Annotated in this window: 20 protein-coding genes; 7 read left to right on the top strand and 13 right to left on the bottom strand. The window is 65.9% G+C overall.

All coding sequences use genetic code 11. The features are described 5' to 3' along the window. The gene (locus tag AC1DZT_RS05750) at positions 1 to 459 is read right to left on the bottom strand and encodes a DUF1203 domain-containing protein (RefSeq protein ID WP_478005653.1); all 459 of its coding nucleotides are present in this window, start codon (positions 457 to 459) and stop codon (positions 1 to 3) included. Positions 460 to 646: 187 nt separating this feature from the next. Between AC1DZT_RS05750 and rimP the strand changes: the two genes are divergently transcribed. The 4 genes from rimP to infB are packed head-to-tail and all read left to right on the top strand — an operon-like array spanning position 647 to position 6,108. Beyond that, entirely contained in the window at positions 647 to 1,255 is a 609-nt protein-coding gene (gene rimP, locus AC1DZT_RS05745) for a ribosome maturation factor RimP (RefSeq protein ID WP_478005652.1), read from the top strand. Between the two features lie 20 nt (positions 1,256 to 1,275). Further along, positions 1,276 to 2,871 (top strand): transcription termination factor NusA, encoded by a 1,596-nt coding sequence (gene nusA / locus AC1DZT_RS05740; protein ID WP_477998759.1) that lies wholly within the window; start codon positions 1,276 to 1,278, stop codon positions 2,869 to 2,871. Between the two features lie 16 nt (positions 2,872 to 2,887). Then, positions 2,888 to 3,526, top strand: coding sequence for an RNA-binding protein (locus AC1DZT_RS05735; RefSeq protein ID WP_478005651.1), 639 nt, complete (start codon positions 2,888 to 2,890; stop codon positions 3,524 to 3,526). A gap of 5 nt (positions 3,527 to 3,531) precedes the next feature. Then, positions 3,532 to 6,108, top strand: a complete 2,577-nt coding sequence (infB, locus tag AC1DZT_RS05730; protein ID WP_478005650.1) for a translation initiation factor IF-2 — start codon at positions 3,532 to 3,534, stop codon at positions 6,106 to 6,108. A gap of 185 nt (positions 6,109 to 6,293) precedes the next feature. Here the strand turns inward: infB and AC1DZT_RS05725 are convergent, their stop codons facing one another. The 4 genes from AC1DZT_RS05725 to AC1DZT_RS05710 form a co-directional block, all read right to left on the bottom strand. Next, positions 6,294 to 6,449 carry a hypothetical protein gene (locus AC1DZT_RS05725; RefSeq protein ID WP_478005649.1) on the bottom strand — a complete coding sequence of 52 codons (156 nt, stop codon included), beginning with the start codon at positions 6,447 to 6,449 and terminating at the stop codon, positions 6,294 to 6,296. Between the two features lie 125 nt (positions 6,450 to 6,574). Then, positions 6,575 to 6,973, bottom strand: coding sequence for a (deoxy)nucleoside triphosphate pyrophosphohydrolase (locus AC1DZT_RS05720; RefSeq protein ID WP_478005648.1), 399 nt, complete (start codon positions 6,971 to 6,973; stop codon positions 6,575 to 6,577). An 89-nt stretch (positions 6,974 to 7,062) separates the two neighbouring features. Beyond that, positions 7,063 to 8,397 (bottom strand): bifunctional glutamate N-acetyltransferase/amino-acid acetyltransferase ArgJ, encoded by a 1,335-nt coding sequence (gene argJ, locus AC1DZT_RS05715; RefSeq protein ID WP_478005647.1) that lies wholly within the window; start codon positions 8,395 to 8,397, stop codon positions 7,063 to 7,065. Positions 8,398 to 8,406: 9 nt separating this feature from the next. Further along, positions 8,407 to 9,306, bottom strand: coding sequence for a peptidylprolyl isomerase (locus tag AC1DZT_RS05710; protein ID WP_478005646.1), 900 nt, complete (start codon positions 9,304 to 9,306; stop codon positions 8,407 to 8,409). Positions 9,307 to 9,521: 215 nt separating this feature from the next. On the opposite strand from AC1DZT_RS05710, the gene secA reads away from it, so the two are divergent. After that, a complete protein-coding gene (secA, locus tag AC1DZT_RS05705) occupies positions 9,522 to 12,260 on the top strand; it encodes a preprotein translocase subunit SecA (protein ID WP_478005645.1) in 2,739 nt (912 codons plus the stop codon). A 30-nt stretch (positions 12,261 to 12,290) separates the two neighbouring features. On the opposite strand, the gene AC1DZT_RS05700 is transcribed toward secA, so the two are convergent. The 7 genes from AC1DZT_RS05700 to AC1DZT_RS05670 are packed head-to-tail and all read right to left on the bottom strand — an operon-like array spanning position 12,291 to position 20,464. Continuing rightward, the gene (locus AC1DZT_RS05700) at positions 12,291 to 12,977 is read right to left on the bottom strand and encodes a response regulator (protein ID WP_478005644.1); all 687 of its coding nucleotides are present in this window, start codon (positions 12,975 to 12,977) and stop codon (positions 12,291 to 12,293) included. Then, positions 12,974 to 15,673 (bottom strand): ATP-binding protein, encoded by a 2,700-nt coding sequence (locus AC1DZT_RS05695; protein ID WP_478005643.1) that lies wholly within the window; start codon positions 15,671 to 15,673, stop codon positions 12,974 to 12,976. The genes AC1DZT_RS05700 and AC1DZT_RS05695 overlap by 4 nt, the downstream gene beginning before the upstream one ends. A 12-nt stretch (positions 15,674 to 15,685) precedes the next feature. After that, a complete protein-coding gene (gene kdpC / locus AC1DZT_RS05690; protein WP_478005642.1) occupies positions 15,686 to 16,231 on the bottom strand; it encodes a potassium-transporting ATPase subunit KdpC in 546 nt (181 codons plus the stop codon). An 11-nt stretch (positions 16,232 to 16,242) separates the two neighbouring features. Next, positions 16,243 to 18,294, bottom strand: coding sequence for a potassium-transporting ATPase subunit KdpB (gene kdpB, locus AC1DZT_RS05685; protein ID WP_478005641.1), 2,052 nt, complete (start codon positions 18,292 to 18,294; stop codon positions 16,243 to 16,245). 12 nt (positions 18,295 to 18,306) lie between these two features. Then, on the bottom strand, positions 18,307 to 20,016 hold the full coding sequence (kdpA, locus tag AC1DZT_RS05680) for a potassium-transporting ATPase subunit KdpA (protein WP_478005640.1): 1,710 nt from the start codon (positions 20,014 to 20,016) through the stop codon (positions 18,307 to 18,309). 21 nt (positions 20,017 to 20,037) lie between these two features. After that, on the bottom strand, positions 20,038 to 20,124 hold the full coding sequence (gene kdpF, locus AC1DZT_RS05675) for a K(+)-transporting ATPase subunit F (protein WP_478005914.1): 87 nt from the start codon (positions 20,122 to 20,124) through the stop codon (positions 20,038 to 20,040). Positions 20,125 to 20,134: 10 nt separating this feature from the next. Further along, positions 20,135 to 20,464 (bottom strand): hypothetical protein, encoded by a 330-nt coding sequence (locus AC1DZT_RS05670; protein ID WP_478005923.1) that lies wholly within the window; start codon positions 20,462 to 20,464, stop codon positions 20,135 to 20,137. A gap of 102 nt (positions 20,465 to 20,566) precedes the next feature. On the opposite strand from AC1DZT_RS05670, the gene AC1DZT_RS05665 reads away from it, so the two are divergent. Together AC1DZT_RS05665 and AC1DZT_RS05660 are read left to right on the top strand one after the other, a co-directional pair. Continuing rightward, entirely contained in the window at positions 20,567 to 21,508 is a 942-nt protein-coding gene (locus AC1DZT_RS05665; RefSeq protein ID WP_478005639.1) for a hypothetical protein, read from the top strand. Between the two features lie 14 nt (positions 21,509 to 21,522). Then, positions 21,523 to 23,037 (top strand): phosphate ABC transporter substrate-binding/OmpA family protein, encoded by a 1,515-nt coding sequence (locus tag AC1DZT_RS05660; protein WP_478005638.1) that lies wholly within the window; start codon positions 21,523 to 21,525, stop codon positions 23,035 to 23,037. On the opposite strand, the gene radC is transcribed toward AC1DZT_RS05660, so the two are convergent. After that, positions 23,015 to 23,782 carry a RadC family protein gene (gene radC / locus AC1DZT_RS05655; RefSeq protein WP_478005637.1) on the bottom strand — a complete coding sequence of 256 codons (768 nt, stop codon included), beginning with the start codon at positions 23,780 to 23,782 and terminating at the stop codon, positions 23,015 to 23,017. The genes AC1DZT_RS05660 and radC overlap by 23 nt on opposite strands. Between the last annotated feature and the right edge of the window lie 28 nt (positions 23,783 to 23,810).

Below are 23,810 nucleotides of genomic sequence, written 5' to 3'. Positions count from 1 at the left end.
CTAACGGTCGATCCGCACCTGAAAGCAGTTGTTGCGGGCGGATCTTACATGCACATAGGCCACGCGCGGGTCGGCGATCCGCGCGGCACCCTCTGATATCACGTCAGAGGTCTGCACCACCGCCCCCGTGCCATAGACGATCCGGTCATCCGCGCCGTAACCCCGGACGATATAGGTCGGGCTCTCCAGAATCTCCGGCACGCCCTCGCCACCCCCCGCCTCACAAGCATCGGCGCAGAGGAAGATCGGCCCGACCTCGGCATAGGGCTGCGGCGCGGGGAAGGGGCGGTGGGCCAACACCAGCATTGCGGCGCCTTGGGGAATCATCTTCAGGCAGTGGCGGCAGGGATTGCCCTCGCCATCGCTGACATGCCGCTCCGGCGGCTGTCCATTGGCGTCGAGGCCGCCGGATTGCCAGGCGCGGACAAGTTCAGTGGGGATCGGGGTAAAGTGCATCATGGCCTCCATTTTCCGCCAGCTTCGCCGAAGCCCGCGGCAGCCTCGACCCGGAACCTGCGCATTTGTCTTGCAACAGGGGGGCATCGGGCCTATATCGCCACTAACAGAAGTTTCAGGGTCCAAACCTGAAGCTGCCGACCTATCTTGCGGGCCTGTTGGCCCGTTTTTCATTTCTGGGGCCTCCCGCATGTCTGACCTTATCGCCAAAACCGCCATGGACCGCCGTCTGGCCGACATCATCACCCCGGTGATCGAGGGTCTGGGCTTCGAACTGGTCCGCGTGCGTCTGATGGGCGGGGCGACCCGCATCCTGCAGATCATGGCCGACCGGCCCGAAGGCGGCATCGGCGTCGACGAATGCGGCGATATCTCCACCGCCGTTTCCGCCGTGCTGGACGTCGAAGACCCGATCGAAGAGAATTACGTCCTCGAAGTCTCCTCCCCCGGGATCGACCGGCCGCTGACGCGTCTGAAGGATTTCGAGATGTGGAAAGGCTGGGAAGCCCGGATCGAGACGACCGAACTGATCGACGGCCGCCGCCGCTTCAAGGGCGGGCTGATGGGCGTCGAAGGCAATGACGTGCTGATCGAGATCGAGGAACATGGCCAGGATGTGATCATAGGCCTTGATTTCGAATGGCTTTCCGACGCGAAGCTGATCCTCACCGACGAGCTGATCGCCGAAATGCTGCGCCAGCGCAAAGTGCCCGAGGTTGAAGAGGGCGGCTTTGACGAGATCGACGAGACCGAAACCGACGGCGAGGACGAAGAGCCCGCCGAACCGACCAAACACTGACACCAAGCCGGGAGACGAACATGGCGATTACCTCTGCCAACCAGCTGGAGCTTCTGCAAACCGCCGAAGCCGTCGCGCGTGAAAAGATGATCGACCCGGATCTGGTGATCCAGGCGATGGAGGACAGCCTCGCCCGTGCCGCCAAGTCGCGTTACGGCGCCGAGATGGACATCCGCGTCAAGATCGACCGCAAGACCGGCCGCGCCACCTTTGCCCGCATCCGCACCGTGGTCGAGGACGAGGCGGTGGAAAACCACCACGCCCAGCTGACCGTCAAGCAGGCCAAATCCTACCTCGCCGACCCCAAGATCGGCGACGAGGTGATCGACGAGGTTCCGCCGGTGGATCTGGGCCGAATCGCTGCCCAATCGGCCAAGCAAGTGATTCTCCAGAAGGTCCGCGAAGCCGAGCGTGACCGTCAGTTCGACGAATTCAAGGACCGCAAGGGCACGATCATCAACGGTCAGGTCAAGCGCGAGGAATATGGCAACATCATCGTCGACATCGGTCGCGGCGAAGCCATCCTGCGCCGGAACGAGAAGATCGGCCGCGAAAGCTATCGCCCGAACGACCGCATCCGCGCCTATATCAAGGACGTGCGCCGCGAGGCCCGTGGCCCGCAGGTCTTCCTGTCGCGCACCGACCCGCAGTTCATGGCCGAGCTCTTCAAGATGGAAGTGCCGGAAATCTATGACGGCATCATCGAGATCAAGGCCGTCGCCCGCGACCCGGGCTCGCGCGCCAAGATCGCTGTCATCTCCTATGACAACTCGATCGACCCGGTCGGCGCCTGCGTCGGTATGCGCGGCAGCCGTGTCCAGGCCGTGGTGAACGAGCTGCAGGGCGAGAAGATCGACATCATTCCGTGGAACCAGGATCAGGCGACCTTCCTCGTGAACGCGCTGCAGCCGGCCGAGGTCTCCAAGGTCGTGATCGACGAGGAAGTGGGCAAGATCACCGTCGTCGTGCCGGATGAACAGCTGTCGCTGGCCATCGGCCGCCGTGGTCAGAACGTTCGTCTGGCCAGCCAGCTGACGGCGCTCGACATCGACATCATGACGGAATCGGACGAGTCCGCCCGCCGCCAGGCCGAGTTCGCCGAACGCACCAAGCTCTTCATGGAGACGCTGGATATCGACGAGATGATGGCGCAGCTGCTGGTCTCGGAAGGCTTCACCAACCTGGAAGAAGTGGCCTATGTCGAGACGGACGAGCTTCTGTCGATCGACGGCTTCGATGAGGGCACCGCTGGCGAACTGCAGGCCCGTGCGCGGGATTACCTGGAGGCTGCCAACAACAAAGCCATTGAAAACGCAAAGGCTTACGGTGTGCAGGACGAGCTGATGTCCTTCGAGGGTCTGACGCCCCAGATGCTGGAAGCGCTGGGCAAGGAAGGCATCAAGACGCTGGAAGACTTCGCGACCTGCGCCGACTGGGAACTGTCGGGCGGCTGGACCACGGTCAATGGCCAGCGCGTGAAGGACGAAGGCATCCTCGAGAAGTTCGACATGAGCCTGGAAGAAGCCCAGACCCTCGTGATGACGGCGCGTGTCATGCTCGGCTGGGTCGATCCCACCGCCATGGAACCCGAAGCGGAAGAGGAGGCCGGGGCGTAACGCACCCCGGACCCCCTTGACCCGCGGCGGCCGCACCCCAGATATGGATGACCCCGAGCGCAAGTGCATTGTGACCGGGGAAGTCCAACCCAAGTCAGGCCTGATCCGGTTCTGCCTTGACCCCGAGGGTCAGGTCACGCCGGACATTCTGGCGCGCCTGCCCGGTCGGGGCTTTTACGTCTCGGCCGACCGCAAGGCGATCGAGAAGGCGGCGGCCAAGGGGCTTTTTGCCCGGGCCGCCAAGCAACCCGTCAAGGTGCCGGAAGGTCTGGCCGATCTGGTCGAATCGCTTCTGCTGAAACGGGTGCAGGAATCGATCTCGCTCTGTCGCAAGGCCAATGCGGCCGTGACCGGGTATGAGAAAGTGAAGGAATGGCTGAAGGATGGGCGGGCAACCGTGCTGATCCAGGCAGCCGACGGGTCCGAACGCGGGAAAACCAAGCTCAGGCCACCGGAAAATGGCGGTGGGTTCATCGGCTGTCTGACAGCAGGGGAATTGGGTTTGTCCTTTGGCCGCGAACGTGCGATACACGCCGCGCTTGCGACTGGTGTCCTTACGACTCGTGTTGTAGAGGAAGCGGCAAGGCTGGCTGGGCTGCGGGTGCAGACCGGCGGGCATGATGGCGGCGACGATGCCGCCTTGAAGGATATGTAGGACGCATGAGCGATACAGACGGCAAAAAACCCCTCGGCCTGGGTGGCGCACCTCGTTCCGGTCAGGTGAAGCAAAGCTTCTCGCATGGCCGCACGAAAAGCGTCGTGGTCGAGGTCAAGCGCAAGCTGACGGTGGTGCCGAACAAAGGTGCCGCGCCGACCCCGGGTACGGGCGCGGCCGTGGCGACATCTCCGCGTCTGGGCGATCCGTCCAAGCGCCCTGCCGGCATTTCCGATGCCGAGATGGAGCGTCGTCTGTCCGCTCTGCGCGCCGCCAAGGCGCGTGAAGCCGAAGACGCCGCCAAGCGCGCCGAAGACGAGCGCCTCCGCGAGGAAGAGCGCCAGCGCAAGCGCGAAGAGAATGAGGCCAAGGAGCGCGAACAGCGCGAGGCAGAGGCTGCGGCCCGTGCCAAGGCCGAAGAAGAAGCCCGCCTGAAGGCGGAAGCCGAAGCTGCCGCCAAGGCCGCGGAAGAGGCCCGCAAGGCGCCTGCCGCTGCGACACCGCGCCCGACCAACACCTCGGCGCCGTCGCGCAACGGTTCTGCGAGCCGTCCGGCCGCGGCGACCCCGGCGGAAGATACCCGTGGTCCGGCCTCGGCCAAGCCCGGCCTGCCGCCGCGCCGTACGGATCGGGAGCGGGAAGACCGCGAACGCGCCGCCAACAAGGCCAAGGGTGAAGAAGGCCGCCGCGCCGGCAAGCTGACCCTGTCTGACGCCGTCGCCGATGAAGGTGGCCGTCAGCGCAGCATGGCCGCGATGAAGCGCAAGCAGGAAAAGGCCCGCCAGAAGGCGATGGGCATGGGCCTCAAGCCCGAAAAGCAGGTGCGCGACGTGCAGCTGCCGGAAACCATCGTCGTCTCGGAACTGGCCAACCGCATGGCGGAACGTGGCGCCGACGTCGTGAAATCGCTCATGAAGATGGGCATGATGGTCACGATGAACCAGGCGATCGACGCCGACACGGCGGAACTGGTGATCGAGGAATTCGGCCACCGCGCCGTCCGCGTCACCGATGCCGACGTGGAACAGGCGATCGACACCGTCAAGGACAAGTCGGAAGACCTGCTGCCGCGCCCGCCGATCGTCACGATCATGGGCCACGTCGACCACGGCAAGACCTCGCTTCTGGACGCCATCCGCCACGCCAATGTGGTGTCGGGCGAAGCCGGCGGGATCACCCAGCACATCGGCGCCTATCAGGTGAAAACCCCGAACGGCCAGCTTGTCACCTTCCTCGACACGCCCGGCCACGCGGCCTTCACCTCGATGCGCTCGCGCGGGGCCCATGTGACCGATATCGTGATCCTGGTGGTTGCGGCCGACGACGCCGTGATGCCGCAGACGGTGGAAGCCATCGCCCACGCCAAGGCCGCGAAGGTTCCGATCATCGTCGCGATCAACAAGATCGACAAATACGAAGCCAACCCGCAGAAAGTGCGGACCGATCTTCTGCAGCATGACATCGTCGTGGAAGAAATGTCCGGTGACGTGCAGGACGTCGAGGTTTCGGCCAAGACCGGCAAGGGCATCGACAACCTGCTCGAGGCGATCTCGCTGCAGGCCGAAATCCTGGAACTGAAGTCGAACCCGAACCGTCAGGCCGCGGGTGCCGTGATCGAAGCCAAGCTCGACGCAGGTCGCGGCCCGGTGGCGACGGTTCTGGTGCAGAACGGCACCCTGCGCAAAGGCGACATCTTCGTCGTCGGCGAACAGTGGGGCAAGGTCCGCGCCCTGATCAACGACAAGGGCGAGACGGTGACCGAAGCCGGCCCGTCCGTTCCGGTCGAGGTTCTGGGTCTCTCGGGTACGCCGCATGCCGGGGATACGCTCAACGTGGTCAACACCGAAGCGGAAGCGCGCGAGATCGCCGACTACCGCGAGAAGGCGACCAAGGACAAGCGCGCCGCCGTTGGTGCCGCCACCACGATGGAACAGCTGATGGCCAAGGCCAAGGCCGACCAGTCGGTGGCAGAGCTGCCGATCATCGTGAAGGCCGACGTGCAGGGTTCGACCGAAGCCATCGTGCAAGCGCTGGAAAAGGTCGGCAACGACGAGGTGCGCGTGCGCGTCCTCCACTCCGGTGTGGGCGCGATCACCGACAGCGACGTCAGCCTCGCCGATGCCAGCAAGGCGCCGATCATCGGCTTCAACGTCCGGGCGAATGCGATGGCCCGCGCCTCCGCCACCCAGAAGGGGGTCGAGCTGCGCTACTACTCGATCATCTACGACCTGGTGGATGACATCAAGAAAGCCGCCTCGGGCCTGCTCAAGGCCGAGATCCGCGAGACCTTCATTGGCTATGCCACGATCAAGGAGGTCTTCAAGATCACCGGGATCGGCAACGTGGCCGGTTGCCTCGTCACCGAAGGCGTCGCCCGCCGCTCGGCTGGCGTGCGTCTCCTGCGCGACAACGTGGTCATCCACGAAGGCACGCTCAAGACGCTCAAGCGCTTCAAGGACGAGGTCAAGGAAGTGCCGATGGGTCAGGAATGTGGCATGGCCTTCGAGCGTTACGAGGATGTCCGCTCTGGCGACGTCATCGAAATCTTCGAACGGGAAGAGATCCAGCGCACGCTGGCCTGATCGGGCCTGCGACACCTCTCCGGCCGGGATGGTTTCCGGCTGGAGGGTTTGCCCCGCCGGATGATCCCTGCGACCCCAACGATCTTGAAAATGAAAAGGCCGGGCAGATTGCCCGGCCTTTTGAATTCACAACCCGACCAAGGCCTGGAAAGGCCCCGCAGGCAAGAGACCTGCCGCGCGCTGGGTCAGGCGTTCGCCGGTTCGACGGACTTGTAGGACTGGATCGGACGGCCGACATAAGTGCCGCCATACACCTTCACGGCAATCTGGCCATCGCTCAGGTCACGCACATAGGTGCCCTGAATGAAAACGCTGCTTCCGATGGAGATGGTTCTGATCATGGCTCAACCCTCAACACTGTGTCAGTTTTTAGAAAGATATGTGTAACTTCCCGATTAAGATACAGGCAATTTACGAAAAGTACCTATCCTGAAGTATATTTTTGCAAATATGTCTTGATGGAAGGTTAAAGCCAGTCGCGCAGGATCGGGATGAGCGGCAAATCTGCCGGTGGCATCGGGTAATCGCGCAGTTTTTCAGGGCGCACCCAGGCCAGGGTCTGCCCCTCGCGCGGGGTGGCGATTCCCTCCCAGCGGCGGCAGGCGAAGAGCGGCATCAGCAGGTGAAAGCTGTCATAGGCGTGGCTGGCGAAGGTCAGGGGCGCGAGGCAGCTTTTCCAGGTGTTGATGCCAAGCTCTTCCTGCAACTCGCGGATCAGGGCGGCTTCCGGGGTTTCGCCGGGTTCGACCTTGCCGCCGGGAAATTCCCAGAGGCCCGCCATGGACTTGCCCGGCGGCCGTTGGGCGAGGAGCACGCGGCCCTCGGGGTCGATCAGGGCGACGGCGGAGACGAGAATGACGGTCATCGGGTGCGCTCCTTGCCGGCGGCCGGGGGTTTCACACCCCCGGACCCCCGTGGGATATTTGGTCTGGATGAAGGCGGAAGAAGCCGGGTTCAGGAGCGGTAATCGGCGTTGATCTCGATGTAGCGCTTGGTCAGATCGCAGGTCCAGACGGTGCGCTGGCTGAGGCCCAGACCGAGGTCCACGGCGATGACGATCTCGGGCTTCTTCATATAGGCGGCGGCATCGGCCTCGACATAGGAGGGGCTGCGCCAGCCCTTTTCGGCCAGCACCATGTCGCCGAACTTGATGGTGAGGCGGTCGCGGTCGGCCTCGGCGCCGGATTTGCCCACGGCCATGACGATGCGGCCCCAGTTCGGGTCCTCGCCGGCCACGGCGGTCTTGACCAGGGGCGAATCCGCGATGGCGAGGGCGACCTTGCGGGCGTCGGCATCGGAGGCGGCGCCGGTGACGCGGACCTCGACGAATTTCGTCGCACCTTCGCCGTCACGAATCACCTGATGGGCGAGGTTCAGCATCACCTCGCGCAGGGCGGCTTCGAAGGCCTTGAGGGAGGCGCCGGTGAGGGGGGCGGCCTCGGACTGGCCGGTGGCGGCCAGAAGCAGCGTGTCGGAGGTCGAGGTGTCGCTGTCGACGGTGATGGCGTTGAAGGTCGTATCGGTCTGGCGCGACAGGATCTTTTGCAGCGCGGTGGCGGAGATTTTGGCGTCGGTGAAGATATAGACCAGCATGGTCGCCATGTCCGGGGCGATCATGCCCGAGCCCTTGGCGATGCCGGCGATCTGGATCACGCCGCCCTTGCCCTGAACGGTCGCGGTGGCGCCCTTGGGGAAGGTGTCGGTGGTCATCATCGCCTCGGCCGCCATCGCGATCGCGTCGGCCTTCAGGCCTGCCTGCAGGGCGGGGATGGCGGCGATGATGCGGTCATGGGCGATCGGCTCGCCAATCACGCCGGTCGAGGAGGAGAAGACGCGGCTGGAGGGCAGGTCCAGCGCCTGGGCCACATGGCCGGTGATGGCGGCAACCGATTGTTCGCCGAGCGCACCGGTGAAGGCGTTGGAATTGCCCGAGTTCACGATGATCGCCGCCCCGGCGCCCTCGGGCACCTTGGTGGTGATCTTGGCCTGGCAGTCGCGCACGCAGGCCGAGCGGGTGGTGGAGCGGGTGAAGACCCCGGCCATGGCGGTGCCGGGGGCCAGACGGATCAGCATCACGTCCTTGCGGTTCTTGTAGCGCACCCCGGCCTCGACCGCGGCGAATTCGACGCCGCGGACCAGGGGCAGGTCGGGGAAGCGCGCGGGGGCGAGGGGCGAGACCGGCTTGGCCTTCTTCACCGGAGCCGGTGCAGGCTCTGCCTTGGCGTCCTTCAGGGCCTGAAGTTCCTTCTTCAGTGCCTTGGCTTCAGCTTTCCAATCGGTCTTGCCCATCGCTTGTCCTTACTTGTCCAGAAGGGTCAGGTCTTTGATCGTCGCCGGGTCGATTCCGGAGATATCGGCGCGGGTGACGGTGGCCTTGTCAGTAACAGATTTGATGAAGGATTCGATGGCGGCCTTCTGCACTTCGGCGGCAATCTGGTCATGCACCTCGGCCAGCGCCGGGGCGGCCTTGTTGCGGGTTTCCGAGACGAGGATCAGGTGCCAGCCGAAATCGGTCTTGATCGGGCCGACGACCTTGCCGACCGGAGCGGCCAGAACCGCATCTTCGAAGGGCTTGACCATGGCGCCCTTGCCGAACCAGCCGAGGTCGCCGCCATTGGCCGCCGAACCATCGGTGGAATTGGCCTTGGCCACATCGGCGAAGGGCTTGCCACCCTCGATCTCGGCCAGAAGCGCCTTGGCCTTGTCCTCGCTGTCGACCAGGATATGGGCAGCGTGGTATTCCAGCTCCGGCGCCATGTCCTTGTACTTGGCGTCATAGGCCTTCTGGATCGCCTCTTCCGAGGTCGCGTCCTTGATGCCGGCGATCAGCGCCTCGTTCGACAGGTAGCTGCGGTTCAGGTTCTGGATCGCGATGGTCTGCTTCTTCGACAGCGTCTCGCCGACCGACTGCTTCAGCGCCTCTTGCTGGATCAGCTGGTCGAGGATGCCCTTGAAGAGCTGGTCATCGGGCAGCGCCTTGTACTGCTGCGGCAGGCCGTCGCGCGTGACGATCACATCGCCCAGCGTGATGTCGGTGCCGTTCACCGTGGCCAGAACCGTGGAGCCGGTGGCGGCTACGGCCGGGGTGGCTGCGGGGGCAGCTTCGGTGGTCGCGGGGGCCGTGGTTTCGGCCAGGACTGGCAGGGCCAGACCGGCAGAAAGGGCCAGCGCGGCGCAGAACCCGGAAAGTTTCGTCATCTCACACGCTCCTGATGCGGCTGCGGCGTCGCGCAGCGTTGACTATGGCATGGCCAGACCTTAAATCGCACACGTCCCATTGGATTGGTCCGCGGCCAGGTTGGCCGACCTGCCCGGCTCTTCTAGGGGGTGACTTGGGTGCGGGCAAGGCCAAGCCTCACACGATGATGTCAGCGCTTCGTTGGCATAACCGAATTGGTCAGGCGGAGTGGTTGATGTTGGGTTTGGGAACGCTTGCACGGAAAGTCTTTGGCACGCCCAACGACCGCATGGTCAGATCGGTGCGCCCCTTGGTGGAGAAGATCAACGCTCTGGAGCCGGAATTTGCGGCGCTGAGCGATCAGGGCATCAAGGACCGGACCGAGGCGCTGAAAAAACGCGTTCAGGAGGGCGGGGAGAGCCTGGACGCCATCCTGCCCGAAGCCTTCGCCAACTGCCGTGAGGCAGCCCGCCGCGCGCTTGGCCTGCGCGCCTTCGACACCCAGCTGATGGGCGGCATCTTCCTGCATCAGGGCAATATCGCCGAGATGCGCACCGGTGAGGGCAAGACCCTCGTCGCGACCTTTCCGGCCTATCTCAACGCCTTGTCGGGCAAGGGCGTTCATGTCGTCACGGTGAACGACTACCTCGCCAAGCGCGACGCGATGTGGATGGGCAAGGTCTATGCGGCGCTTGGTCTGACCACCGGCATCGTGGTGCCCTTCCAGCCGGAAGACGAGAAGATCGAGGCCTACCGCGCCGACATCACCTATGCGACCAACAACGAACTGGGCTTCGACTATCTGCGCGACAACATGAAGGGCTCGATCGCCGAAATGGCGCAGCGCGGCCACAACTTCGCGATCGTCGACGAAGTGGACTCGATCCTGATCGACGAGGCGCGCACGCCGCTGATCATCTCGGGTCCGTCCGAGGACCGCAGCGATCTGTACCAGAAGATCGACTCCGTGATCCCCGAACTTTCGCCGGAGCATTTCAAGCTGGACGAAAAGGTCCGTTCGGCGACCCTGACCGAAGAGGGCAACGAGTTCATCGAGCGCCGTCTGCAGGCGCTGGGTCTGCTGCCGGATGGCCAGTCGCTTTATGACCCGGAAAGCACGACCATCGTGCACCACGTCACCCAGGCGCTGCGGGCGCACAAGCTTTACCAGCGCGATCAGCAATATATCGTCAAGGATGGCGAAGTGATGCTGATCGACGAATTCACCGGCCGCATGATGCGCGGCCGCCGCCTGTCGGAAGGCCTGCACCAGGCGATCGAGGCCAAGGAACATGTCAAGGTCCAGCCCGAGAACGTGACCCTCGCCTCGGTGACCTTCCAGAACTACTTCCGGCTTTATGCCAAGCTGGCCGGCATGACCGGCACGGCCACCACCGAAGCCGACGAATTCATGGAAATCTACAAGCTGGGCGTGGTCGAAGTGCCGACCAACCGCCCGGTGCAGCGGATCGACGACCATGACCAGGTCTTCCGCACCGCGCGCGAGAAGTATGAGGGGATCGTCAAGACGATCCGCACCGCGCATGAAAAGGGTCAGCCGATCCTCGTCGGCACCACCTCGATCGAGAAGTCCGAGGCTTTGTCGGACATGCTGAAGAAAGAGGGCATCACCCATAACGTGCTGAACGCACGCCAGCACGAGGCCGAGGCGCAGATCGTCGCAGATGCCGGCAAGTTCGGCGCGGTGACCATTGCCACCAACATGGCCGGCCGCGGCACCGACATCCAGCTTGGCGGCAATGTCGAGCTGAAGGTGCTGGAGGCGATCGCCGCCGACCCGCATCTGCACCCCGATGAGGTCCGCGCCAAGATCGAGGCCGAACATGCAGAGGAGAAGGCCCGCGTTCTGGCCGCCGGTGGCCTGTTCGTTCTGGCCACCGAACGCCACGAAAGCCGCCGGATCGACAACCAGCTGCGTGGCCGCTCCGGCCGTCAGGGCGACCCGGGCCGGTCCTCGTTCTTCCTCAGCCTCGAAGACGACCTGATGCGGATCTTCGGCTCGGAACGTCTGGACAAGGTTCTGTCGACGCTGGGCCTGAAAGAGGGCGAAAGCATCGTTCACCCTTGGGTCAACAAATCGCTCGAACGCGCGCAGGCCAAGGTCGAAGGCCGCAACTTCGACATCCGCAAGCAGCTTCTGAAGTTCGACGACGTGATGAACGACCAGCGCAAGGCCATCTTCGGCCAGCGGCTGGAGATCATGAATTCGGAAGACGTGGGCGAGATCGCGCAGGACATGCGCCATCAGGTGGCCGAGGATCTGGTCGATTTCTACCTGCCGCCGAAAGCCTATGCCGACCAATGGGATGCGCCCGGCCTTTACGCCGCGGTGATCGAGAAGATGAACCTCGATCTGCCGATCATCAAATGGGCGGCGGAAGAGGGCGTCGATCAGGCCGTCATGCTGGAACGCCTGATCGCCGAAAGCGACAAGGCGATGGCCGCAAAGCTCGAGGCTTTCGGCGAAGACACCATGCGCTCGATCGAAAAGCAGCTGTTGTTGCAGACCATCGACGCGAAATGGCGCGAGCATCTGGTGACGCTGGAACATCTGCGCACCGTGGTCGGCTTCCGCGGCTATGCGCAGCGCGATCCCCTGAACGAATACAAGACCGAGGCCTTTGCCCTGTTCGAATCCATGCTGAACTCGCTGCGCCAGGAGGTCACGCAGAAGCTGGGCCTCGTGCGGCCGATCACGCAGGAAGAACAGCAGGCGATGATGGCGCAGATGATCGCGCAGCAGCAGGCGATGCAGGCCGCCGCGCTGGCCGCTGCCCCGGCGCCCGCCCCTGCGGCAACCCCGGCGCCTGCGGTCGCCGCAGCCCCGGCCGCTGCCGCAGCACCGGGCTTCAACGAGGCCGATCCCGCGACCTGGGGCAACCCCTCGCGCAACGATCCCTGCCCCTGCGGTTCGGGCGAGAAGTTCAAGCACTGCCACGGCAAGCTGGCCTGACGCGCAGGGCGAGGGGGCTTCTTCCCCTCGTCAGGGTTCCATCAGGCGATAGCCCGCGCCGGGTTCGGTGCGGATGATTGTGGGATTGGCTGGGTCCGGCTCGATCTTGGCGCGCAACTGGCCGACGAAAACCCGCAGATATTGCGTGTCGTCGTGATGCGCCGGGCCCCAGACCGCCGTCAGGATCTGGCGATGGGTGACGACCCGCCCGGCATTGCGGGTCAGGATGGCGAGAAGCTCGTATTCCTTCGGCGTCAGGCGGAGCGGCTGACCCGCGCGCAACACCAGACGCTTGTCGAGGTCGATCACCAGATCCTCGATCTGCAACCGCGTCACCTCGCCCTTGCCGCGGGCCGCATGGCGGGCGGCGGTGCGCAGGCGGGCCTGCAATTCGCTGATCCCGAAAGGCTTTTCCAGATAGTCGTCGGCGCCAAGGTCCAGCGCCGCCACCTTTTCCGCCTCGCGGTCGCGGGCCGAAAGCACGATGATCGGCACCTGCGAGAAGGCGCGGATATCGGCCAGCACCTCCTTGCCGTCGCGGTCGGGCAGGCCAAGGTCCAGAAGGATCGCATCCGGGGCGATGCTGGCGGCCAGACGCACCGCCTCTTGCCCGGTCAGGGCGGGGCGGGTGTCGTAACCAGCGCTTTGCAGGCCGATCCGCAGCATGGTCTGGATCTGCGGATCGTCATCGACGATCAGGATGCGGTTCAGGCTCATGCGGGCTCCTCGGGCGGCAGGATGGCGGCGGGCAGGCGCAGGATCATCCTGGTGCCGCGCCGGCGCGCCGCCGGGCTTTCGGCGACGATCGTGCCGCCCATGGCCTGCACCAGTCCCTTGCAGATCGCAAGCCCCAGACCGGTGCCGGGCTTGCGCCGGTCGGTGCCGCCGCCCCGGTAGAACTTCTCGAACACCCGGTCGAGGTCGGCGGGCTTGATCCCCGGCCCTTCGTCGGTGACGCTGATCACCACCTGATCGGCCTGATTGCGGGCATGGACGGTGACTTCGCCCTCGTCGGAATATTTCTGGGCATTGTCGAGGAGGTTGAAGACGACCTGCGCCAGAAGATCCTGATCGCCGCGGATGAAATGCAGGTCGGGCGCCAGGCTGATCCGGGTCTTGCGGCCGGGATGGGCCTTGGCGCAGCGTTCCACCGCCGCGCGGATTGCGTCGCCGACATCGACCCAGTCGCGCCGGATCTTGACCGCGCCAGAGTCGATCCGGCTCATCTCCAAGAGGTTGGTGACAAAGCGGTTCAGCCGGCCGGCCTCTTGCCCGATGGTCTGCAACAGGTCCTGCTGCTGCGCCTCGGGCAGGGCCGCGCCCCTTTGCTGCAGGGTCGAGACCGAGCCTGTGATCGCGGCCAAGGGCGTGCGCAGATCGTGGCTGAGCGAGGCGAGCAGCGCGTCACGGATATTCTCGTTTTCCTGCAGGGCGGCGGCCTTGACCGCCTCGCGCACCAGAAGCGCGCGGTCCAGCGCGATCGCCGCCTGTTCCACCGCGGCGGCGAGTTTGATCTCATCCTCGGGGGGCAGGGGGACGCTGCGGTCGGGCGGCTCGAACCCCAGAACCGCCACAACCCGGCGCGAGGTCTTCAGGGGCTGAAAGCGAAAGCGCAGGTTGGGCAGGGTGCCGGTGCGCCAGCCCGCCGGTTCGGCCTTTTCCAGCGCCCAGCGGGCGGCGGTCATCTCGGCCGGGTCGGCCAGTTCCTCGGGCGGCCAGGCGGCGCGGGCGGTCAGCTCCTGCCCCTCGGCCAGAAGCAGGATCGCGCTGCCGCCCAGCAGGGTATGGATCTGGGTCACCGTGGCCCAAAGCACATCCTCCTCGGTCGAGGCGGCGGCGAGCTTGCGCGAAAAGGCGGCCTGCGCCTCGATCACCTGGGTTTGGGCGAGGGCGGCGCGGGCCTGCGCACGGATCCGCCCGGTCAGCGAGCCGGTGAGTGTGGCCACGACGAGGAAGATCAAAAGCGCGAAAAGCTCGTGCGGTTTGGCGACGGTCAGGGTGTGGACCGGGTCGATGAAGAAGTAGTTGTAGGACAGGAATGACAGCATCGCCGCCAGAACGGCCGCCCGCGTGCCGCGTGCGCTGGAACAGGCCAGAACGCCGACGAGGAAGACCATCGAGAGGTTGGGCAGCGCCATCAGCGCGCTCAACCCCTGACCCACCGCGACGCCGAGGCCGGTGGCCAGACCCGCCCAGGCCAGATCGATGCCGAGGCCCGCCTTGCTGAAGGCGGCGGTGAGGCGGGCGCCCAGCGGCAGGCCGAGGGAGCCCGGCTCGGTCAGGGGCATCACCAGCACCGGGATTTCATCGGCATGGCGCAACATCGCATCGGGCAGCGAGCGGGCAAAGGGCCGCAGGCTCCAGGGGCGCGACCGGCGGCCCAGCACGATCTGGGTCACATTCTCGCGCCGGGCAATGCGCATCAGGTCTTGGGTGAAATCGGCGCTGGTCAGCCGCCGCACCTCGGCGCCGAGGCTTTCGGCCAGCGCCAGCACATCCGAGATGCGGTGATCGCGCGCCGGGTCCGGCGTCAGGCCCGGCTGGATGAGCGAGACCGCGATCCACCCCGCGTTCAGCGAGGAGGCCAGCCGCGCCGCCTGCCGGACCAGCCTTTCCCCCGCCGTATCCGGGCCGATGCAGACCAAAAGCCGGTCCGAGGTGCCCCAGGGCCCCTCGATCGCCTTCTGGCGCAGGATCTGGGTCATCTGGTTCTCGACCCGGTCGGCGGTGCGGCGCAGGGCCAGTTCGCGCAGCGCGGTCAGGTTGCCGGGGGTGAAGAAATTCTCGGTCGCCTTCTGCGCGGTCTGCGGCAGGTAGATCTTGCCCGCCTTCAGCCGGGTAATCAGTTCATCCGGGGTGATGTCGACCAGAACCACATCCTGCGCGGTCTGCAGGATGCTGTCGGGCACCGTCTCGCGCACCGTGACGCCGGTGATCTGGGCCACCACATCGGCGAGGCTTTCCAGATGCTGGATGTTGAGCGCGGTCCAGACATCGATCCCGGCCTCCAGCAGCTCTTTCACATCCTGCCAGCGTTTGGGATGGCGGCTTTCGGGGGCATTGGTATGGGCCAGTTCGTCCACGACCAGCAGGCTCGGGCGGCGGGCGAGGGCGGCGTCGATGTCGAACTCTTCCAGACGCTGGCCGCGGTAGTCGATGCGCTTGCGCGGCAGGACCTCCAGCCCCTGCATCAGGGCCTCGGTCTCGGCCCGGCCGTGGGTTTCGATCAGGCCCAGAAGCGGCGCCTGCCCCTCGGATTTCAGCCTTTGGGCGGCGGCGAGCATGGCATAGGTCTTGCCGACGCCGGGGGCGGCGCCGACGAAGATTTTCAGACGGCCCGACCGGTCGCGCTGGCTGAGGGCCAGAAGCGCGTCGGGGTCGGGCCGTTTGGGGGTGCTGTCAGGGTCGCCCATGGGCCTATCTGGTCAATTCGCGGCCAGCTTGTCGAGGGCGAGGTTGAGGGCCAGCACATTGACCCGACGCTCGCCGAAGAGGCCGAAGAGCCGCCCCTCCGTCTGCTGGGCCACCAGCGTGTTCAGCCGATCCGGCGGCAGATGGCGTGCCGCGGCCACCCGGGCGACCTGCGCCAGCGCATTGGCGGGCGAGATGTCCGGGTCCAGCCCTGAGGCCGAGGTGGTCACCGCATCGGCCGGCACGGACTTTTGCCCCGCGACATCGGTGGTCACCCGGTCGATCAGCTTCTTCGACAGCGGGCCGAGGTTCGACCCGCCCGAGGCCATCCCGTCATAAGAGGCGGCCGAGGGGCGGGGGTGGAAATAGGCGTCGCTGGTGAAGGCCTGCCCGACGAGGGCAGAGCCCACCACCTGGCCTCCTTCGCGGATCGGGCTGCCCGCGGCCTGGGCCGGAAAGGCCAGGCCCGCCACCCCGGTCATGGCCAGGGGATAGGCCAGACCCAGAAGCAGGGTGAACAGCACCAGAAGCACGAAGGCGGGGCGAAGATGAGACAACATGGTCAGGCTCCTTAAGCCAGATGCAGGGCGGTGATGACAAGGTCGATCAGTTTGATGCCGATGAAGGGCAGGACCAGACCGCCAAGACCGTAGACAAGCAAGTTGCGCCGCAGAAGGGCCGCGGCCCCGACCCGGCGGTAGGCCACCCCGCGCAGGGCAAGCGGGATCAGGGCGATGATGATCAGCGCGTTGAAGATCACCGCCGACAGGATCGCCGATTCCGGCGAGCCGAGGTGCATCAGGTTCAGCGCGGCCATTTGCGGATAGGTGGCCACGAACAGCGCCGGCAGGATGGCGAAATACTTGGCCACGTCATTGGCAATCGAGAAGGTGGTCAGCGAACCGCGCGTCATCAGAAGCTGTTTGCCGATCTCGACGATCTCGATCAGCTTGGTGGGGCTGCTGTCGAGGTCCACCATGTTGCCCGCCTCGCGCGCCGCCTGGGTGCCGGTCTGCATCGCCACGCCCACATCGGCCTGGGCCAGGGCGGGCGCGTCATTCGTGCCGTCGCCGCACATCGCGATCAGCCGCCCGCCGGTCTGTTCGCGGCGGATATAGGCGAGCTTGTCCTCGGGCGTCGCCTCGGCGATGAAGTCATCCACCCCGGCTTCCGAGGCGATGGCGGCGGCGGTCACCGGGTTGTCGCCGGTCACCATCACAGTGCGGATGCCCATGGCGCGCAGGGCGGCAAAGCGCTCGCGGATTGCGGGTTTGATCACGTCCTTCAGATGGATCACCCCCAGAAGCCGGGCGCCATCCGTCACGGCCAGGGGCGTGCCGCCAGAGCGGGCGACGCGGTCCACCGCCTGGCGAAACTCCACCGGGGCGCGGTCGGCGGCGAGGCCCGCGAACCGCAGCACCGAATCCACGGCGCCCTTGCGGATGCTGCGGCCGGCGATGTCGATGCCCGACAGCCGGGTCTGGGCGGCGAAGGGCACCAGAACCGCGCCCATCAGGTCCTGCTCGATCAGGCCGAAGTCGGACTTGGCCAGCGCCACGATCGATCGGCCCTCGGGCGTTTCGTCGCCCATGCTGGCCAGAAGGCTGGCGCTGGCCAGTTCGGCCTCGGTCACGCCGGGCAGGGCCAGAAACTCGGCCGCCATCCGGTTGCCGAAGGTGATGGTGCCGGTCTTGTCGAGCAGGAGCGTGTCCACGTCGCCCGCCGCCTCCACCGCGCGGCCCGAGGTGGCGATGACGTTGAAGCGGATCAGCCGGTCCATCCCCGCGATGCCGATGGCCGACAGCAGGCCGCCGATCGTGGTGGGGATCAGGGTGACCAGCAAAGCCACAAGCATGACGATCGACACCGTGGTGCCGGAATAGCCCGCCAGACCCCACAGCGTGACCACGGCGATCAGGAAGATCAGCGTCATGCCGGACAGGAGGACCGACAGCGCCAGCTCGTTCGGGGTCTTCTGCCGCTCGGCCCCTTCGACCAGCGCGATCATCCGGTCGATGAAGGTCTGGCCCGGGGCGGCGGTGATGCGGACGCGGATCGCATCCGACAGGACCGTGGTCCCGCCGGTCACGGCCGACCGGTCGCCGCCCGCCTCGCGGATCACCGGGGCGCTTTCGCCGGTGATGGCGGCCTCGTTGATCGCGGCCACGCCCTGGATGATCTCGCCATCGAGCGGGATCACGTCGCCGGTTTCGACCAGAACCACGGCGCCGCGTTCCAGGGTCTGGGCGTTGACCACTTCGTAAAGCCCGTCCTGGGTGTCAGGATGCAAGAGAAGCTTGGCCTGCACATCGCTGCGCGATTGCCGCAGGCTTGCGGCCTGCGCCTTGCCGCGCCCTTCGGCCACCGCCTCGGCGAAGGTGGCGAAGAGCACGGTGAACCAGAGCCAGGCCGCGATCTGGCCGGAAAACCACAGGCCCCCTGTGCCCTGCATCAGGTCGCGCAGCCACAGGAAGGTGACCAGCGCCGCCACCACCTCGGTGACGAAGATCACCGGATTGCGCATCAGCTTGCGCGGGTCGAGTTTCACCACGGCGTCACGCGCCGCATGGAGCAGGATGGTCCTTTCGAACAGGGCCGGCGCTGCGAGAGTGTCTTTGGACATGGGAATGCTCCGTCAGAAGGTTGCGGAGGCGTGCATCAGCACGTGTTCCACGATGGGCCCCAGGGCCAGGGCCGGGAAGAATTGCAGACCGCCGAGGATCAGGATCACGCCGACCAGCAGGCCCACGAACAGGGCCGAGGTCGTCGGGAACGTACCGGAGGAGGCCGCAACCCGGGTCTTGGCCGCCAGCGACCCCGCCATGGCCAGCACCGGCAGCACATAGGCGAAACGGCCCAGAACCATGGCGATGCCGAGGGTGGTGTTGTACCAGGGCGTGTTGGCGTTCAGCCCGGCAAAGGCCGAACCGTTGTTGCCGGCCGCCGAGGAATAGGCATAGAGCAGCTCGCTCAAGCCATGCGGGCCGGCGTTGTTCAGGCTCGACAGGGCGGCCGGCAGCATGGCCGCCACGGCGGTGAAGCCGAGGATGACCAGAGGCAGGATCAGCACGGCCAGCACGGCCATCCGGATCTCGCGCGCTTCGATCTTCTTGCCCAGAAACTCCGGCGTGCGACCGACCATCAGGCCAGCCACAAAGACCGAGAGGACGCAGAAGACCACCATGCCGTAAAGACCCGAGCCGACGCCACCGGGCAGAACCTCGCCCAGCTGGATCAGCACCAGCGGCACCAGCCCGCCCAAGGGCGTCAGGCTGTCATGCATCGCATTGACCGCGCCGCAGGACAGGCCCGTGGTCACCGCGACGAAAAGCGCGGACATGGACTGGCCAAAGCGCAGCTCCTTGCCCTCCATATTGCCCATCGCCGGGTCGACGCCGAGCGCGGTCAGCAAGGGGTTGCCCTGGCTCTCCGCCCAATAGACCAGCGCCACGCCGCCGATCAGCAGGATCGCCATGGCGGCAAGCAGCGCCCAACCCTGCCGCTCTGACCCGACCATGCGGCCAAAGGTGATCGGCAGGGCGGAGGAGATGATCAGCATGGCCCAGATCGCCAGCACATCGGACAGGGCCGAGGGGTTCTCGAACGGATGGGCGGAGTTGGCGTTGAAGAAGCCGCCACCATTGGTGCCCAGCTGCTTGATCGCCTCCTGGCTCGCAACGGGGCCAAGGGCGAGCGTCTGATGCGCGCCCTCCAGCGTCGTCGCATCCAGCGCGGCCGACAGGCTTTGCGGCACGCCGAGGGCGACCATGGCCAGACCCACGACAATCGACAGCGGCAGAAGGACATAAAGCGTCGACCGGGTCAGATCGACCCAGAAATTGCCCAAGGTCGCGGAACCGGACCGCGCAAAAGCCCGCGTCACCGCCATCGCAAGGGCGATGCCGGTGGCGGCAGACAGGAAGTTGTGCACGGCAAGACCGGCCATCTGGCTGAAATTGCTCATCGTGGACTCGCCCGAATAGGCCTGCCAGTTGGTGTTGGTCAGAAAGCTGATCGCCGTGTTGAAGGCCAGATCCGGCGCCACGCCGGGCAGGCCCGCCGGGTTGAAGGGCAGATAGGCCTGCAGGCGCAGGATCATATAGAGCGACAGAAAGCCAAGCGCGCTGAAGACCAGCATCGCCATGCCATAGCTGGCCCAGCCCTGCTCGCGGTTCGGGTCAATGCCCGAGGCGCGGTAAAAGCCGCGCTCGATCGGCGCGAGGACCGGGTGCAGAAGGGTCCGCTCGCCGGTGAACAGCCGCGCCATGAAACGGCCCAGCGGCAAAACCACCGCCAGTACCAAAGCCAAAGTGGCCGCGATCTGCAGCCATCCGTTGATAGACATGAAAAGACTCCTGCACCCGGATCAGAATTTCTCGGGTGCGATGAGGGTGATGATCAGATAGACGCCCAAGCCGAGGGCGACGATCAACCCGAGGACCGCTTCGAACATTGCTGCCTCCTCACGCCTTGCGCAGCAGCGCAAGATAGGCCGCCATGAGGCCGATCAGCCCCAGACCAAGCCCGCCGAACCAGATATCAAGCATAGGTTTTCCCCTTTTTGCTGGGGAAGAAATGCCACGGGGCGGCGTCGTCTTTCGATACGGAAGGCTGGGGTCCCATGTAAGGAAGTTGCAAAGATCGCCTTTGAAAGGACCGGCGACAGGCCGAGAATCGATCCCCCCTCCTGCCACGGCCCGCACACAATCCCTCACCGCGCAACGCGCGGCGGCGGGGCAAAACTGGCGTTTTTGCGGTTTTTCAGGTGGGAAAACGGCGGGAATGCGTCTCATAGCCGGATTTCAAGGCAAATGCGTCGCAGGTTTTCCTTGATCGGGCCGCAGGCGTGCCCGGTTTGTGGCGGATTGATTACCCTTCCGTTACCGGGTGAGAAGATGAGCGATATTGATTCCGTTCTGGCATCAGAGAGACTGCGCCGCGCCGCGCGGTTGATCGCCTTGCTGGCCATTGCCCTGGCCGCGGGCCATCTGGTGCAGACCCTCGCCGCGCACAAGGCCGCCGCGCCGCGCCAGTCCGCGATCAAGGCGCCGGTTCATGTCGTGCAACTGTCCTCGACACCGGATGAGACGGGGCTGACGCCGCCCCGCCCCGCCACCGTGACGCTGCCGCAAAGCCCGGACGCGCATAACATGCCGGCGCCGCTTCCCCCCCAGCCGCAAAGCGCCGATTGCGCGCCGCGGATGCAGCTGCGCGCCGCAGCGGGGGCCGAGGTGGTGGTGCAGGTCAGCGCGCCTTGCGATGCCGGGGCCGAGGTCGTCCTGAACCATGCCGGGCTTGCGGTGTCCGAACGCATCGGTTCCGCCGGGCAGCTGGTCCTGCAGATGCCGGCGCTGGACAGCGCGGGCCGCTTCACCCTGCGCCTGCCCGATGGCCGTGCGGCCAGCGCGGCCCTGCCGATCCCCGACCTTGCCGGCGTCAGGCGCTTTGCCGTGCAATGGACCGGCAAGGCCGGCTTCATCCTGCATGGCCTGGAAAATGGCGCCACTTTCGGCGGCGCGGGGGACATGTCGCCCGGCCAGACCGGCTCTGCCGGGGCGGGTGGCTGGATCAGCCTGCTGGGCGATGCATCGGTGGAGGCGCCGCGGATGGCGCAGATCTACACCTATCCCGCCGATCCCGCGACAGCGGAGGTCGTGCTCGAGGCGCCGGTTTCGGCGGCAAGCTGCGGTCGGGTGATGCAGGGCCAAACCATCGTGAGTGCGGCCGGAACCGCCGTGCCGACCGAACTGGCGCTGACCATGCCGGATTGTTCCGCCGTGGGTGACTTTCTGGTGTTGAAGAATCTTGATCAAAACGTGACACTCGCCACCAGGTAGGAACGGCGGGTGGCATGGGTGTGATGGTGTGGCGCGCGGCGGTTTTCGCCGCGTTTCTGTTTCCGGTGGCGGCAGAGGCGCAGGATGTCACCCTGACGTCGCGCGACGGCGCCTTGTCGATCGCGGGAACCCTGACCGGCTATGATGGCGAGTTCTTCCGGATCGCCTCCAACTACGGGCCCTTGACGATCGACGGCCAGGGCGTTGTCTGCGAAGGGCCCGCCTGCCCGGATCTGACCGCGCCCAAGGCGGTGATCGCGATCACCGGGGCCTCCGATGCCGGGGCCAAGCTTCTGCCGCCGCTGCTGGCCGCCTTCGCGCAAAGCCGCGGCCTGACCCTGCACCCGGGCATGCCGGTGGTGATCACCGACCCAACCTCGGGCGAGGCGCTGGCCGAGATCTCCTTCACGCCCGGCACGCCGCAGGAAGCGCATGACGCGGTGCTTTCGGGGGCGGCGACCCTGGCGCTGGCCTCGGTGACCGAGGCGGATCTGGGTTCGCAGTCGGTGGCGCTGGATGCGATGGTGCCGATCGTGGCGCCCGACAACCCGACACCGCGGATTTCGACGACCGATCTGGCCCGGGTCCTGTCGGGCGAGGCGAAGAACTGGAAGGATGTCGGCGGGCCGGACATGCCGCTGGTCCTGCATGGTCTGGCGGCCGACAGCGATGTGGCGCGGGCCTTGAAGGCGCGGCTCGGCAAGGACCCCGCCGTCACCGTGTCACATGCCACGCTGGCCGAGCTTGCCACGGCTGTAGCGCGCGACCCCTGGGCCATCGCGGTCACCGGGCAATCGGTGGCGCAGCCCGCCCGCGCTCTGCCCCTGACCGACAGCTGCGGCTTTCCCCTTCTGCCGACCCGGCTTGCCGTCAAGGCGCAAGACTATCCCCTGACCCTGCCGGTGTTTTTCCTGACGCCCCGCCACCGCCTGCCCCTTTTTGCGCGCGAGTTCCTCGAGTTTCTCTCGACCCCCGAGGCGCAGCGCGCCGTGGCGCAGGCCGGCTACATCGACCGCAGCGTCGAACGCCAGCCGATGACCGCCGACGGTTTGCGCCTGATCAACGCGATCAAGGGCGCCGGGGCGCAGACGACGCTGGAGGATTTGCAGCGCCTCGTCTCCGCGATGGACGGGGCTGATCGGCTGTCCCTGACCTTCCGCTTCGAGGATGGCACCAACACGCTGGACGCCGCCAGCCAGGACAACCTCGCCGACCTCGCCCAGATGATGGAGGCCGGCCTCTTCAAGGGCCAGGCGCTGACACTGGCCGGCTTCTCCGACGGGCAGGGCACAGTGCAGGCCAATCTCGCCCTGTCGCAGGCTCGTGCCGAAGCGGTGATGGCCGCCCTGAAGGCGCTGGTGCCGGGGATGCCGCTGGACCAGTTGCCGGGCGAGCAGGCCTTTGGCGAGGCGCTGCCGATGGCCTGCGACGCGGTCGCCGCCGGCCGCCGGCTGAACCGGCGGGTGGAGGTCTGGCTGAAACCGGCTTTCGGTGCTGATGCTCCTTCTATAGATACCCCTGCGCCTTGAACGAAAGCTCGCGTGATTTGCCGATGATCAGATGGTCATGCAGCACGATGCCCAGAACCTGCGCCGCCTCCTGCACCTGAAGGGTCATCGAGATATCCGCCTCCGACGGGGTCGGATCGCCCGAGGGGTGGTTGTGGATCAGGATGATCGCCGAGGCGTTCAGCTCCAGCGCCCGCTTGACCACCTCGCGCGGATAGACCGGCACATGATCGACCGTGCCCTTGGCCTGTTCCTCATCCGCAATCAGCACGTTCTTGCGGTCGAGAAAGAGGATGCGGAACTGTTCGGTTTCGCGGTGCGCCATGACCGTCTGGCAATAGTCGAGCAGGGCATTCCACGAGGACAGGATCGGCCGATTCATCACCCGGGCCCGCATCAGGCGGCCCGCCGCGGCCTCGACCAGCTTCAGCTCCACCACCACGGCATCGCCCACGCCTTTCACCATCATCAGGCGTTGCGGCGCGGCCGAGATCACCCGGTTGAAATCGCCGAAGGTGTCCAGCAGCAACCGGGCCAGCGGTTTCACATCCTGCCGCGGAATGGCGCGGAACAGGATCAGCTCCAGCAATTCATAATCCGGCAAGGCCGCCTGACCGCCCGCCATGAAGCGTTCGCGCAGGCGTTTGCGGTGATCGGCGATGTAGGAGGGGAGTTTGCCGGGCAAGGCCACCGGCACGGCCTCATCCTCGTCCCCCGGGGTGGGGAACATCGGGAGGAGTGAGTCCTGGAAACCTTGCTGTGCCATGGCGACAGACTGCCACGGGCTTGGTGAA

Source organism: Rhodobacter sp. P1_C2 (assembly GCF_056406375.1).
The sequence above is the reverse complement of the archived record's forward strand: the minus strand, read 5'-3'. Positions and strand labels throughout refer to the sequence as shown.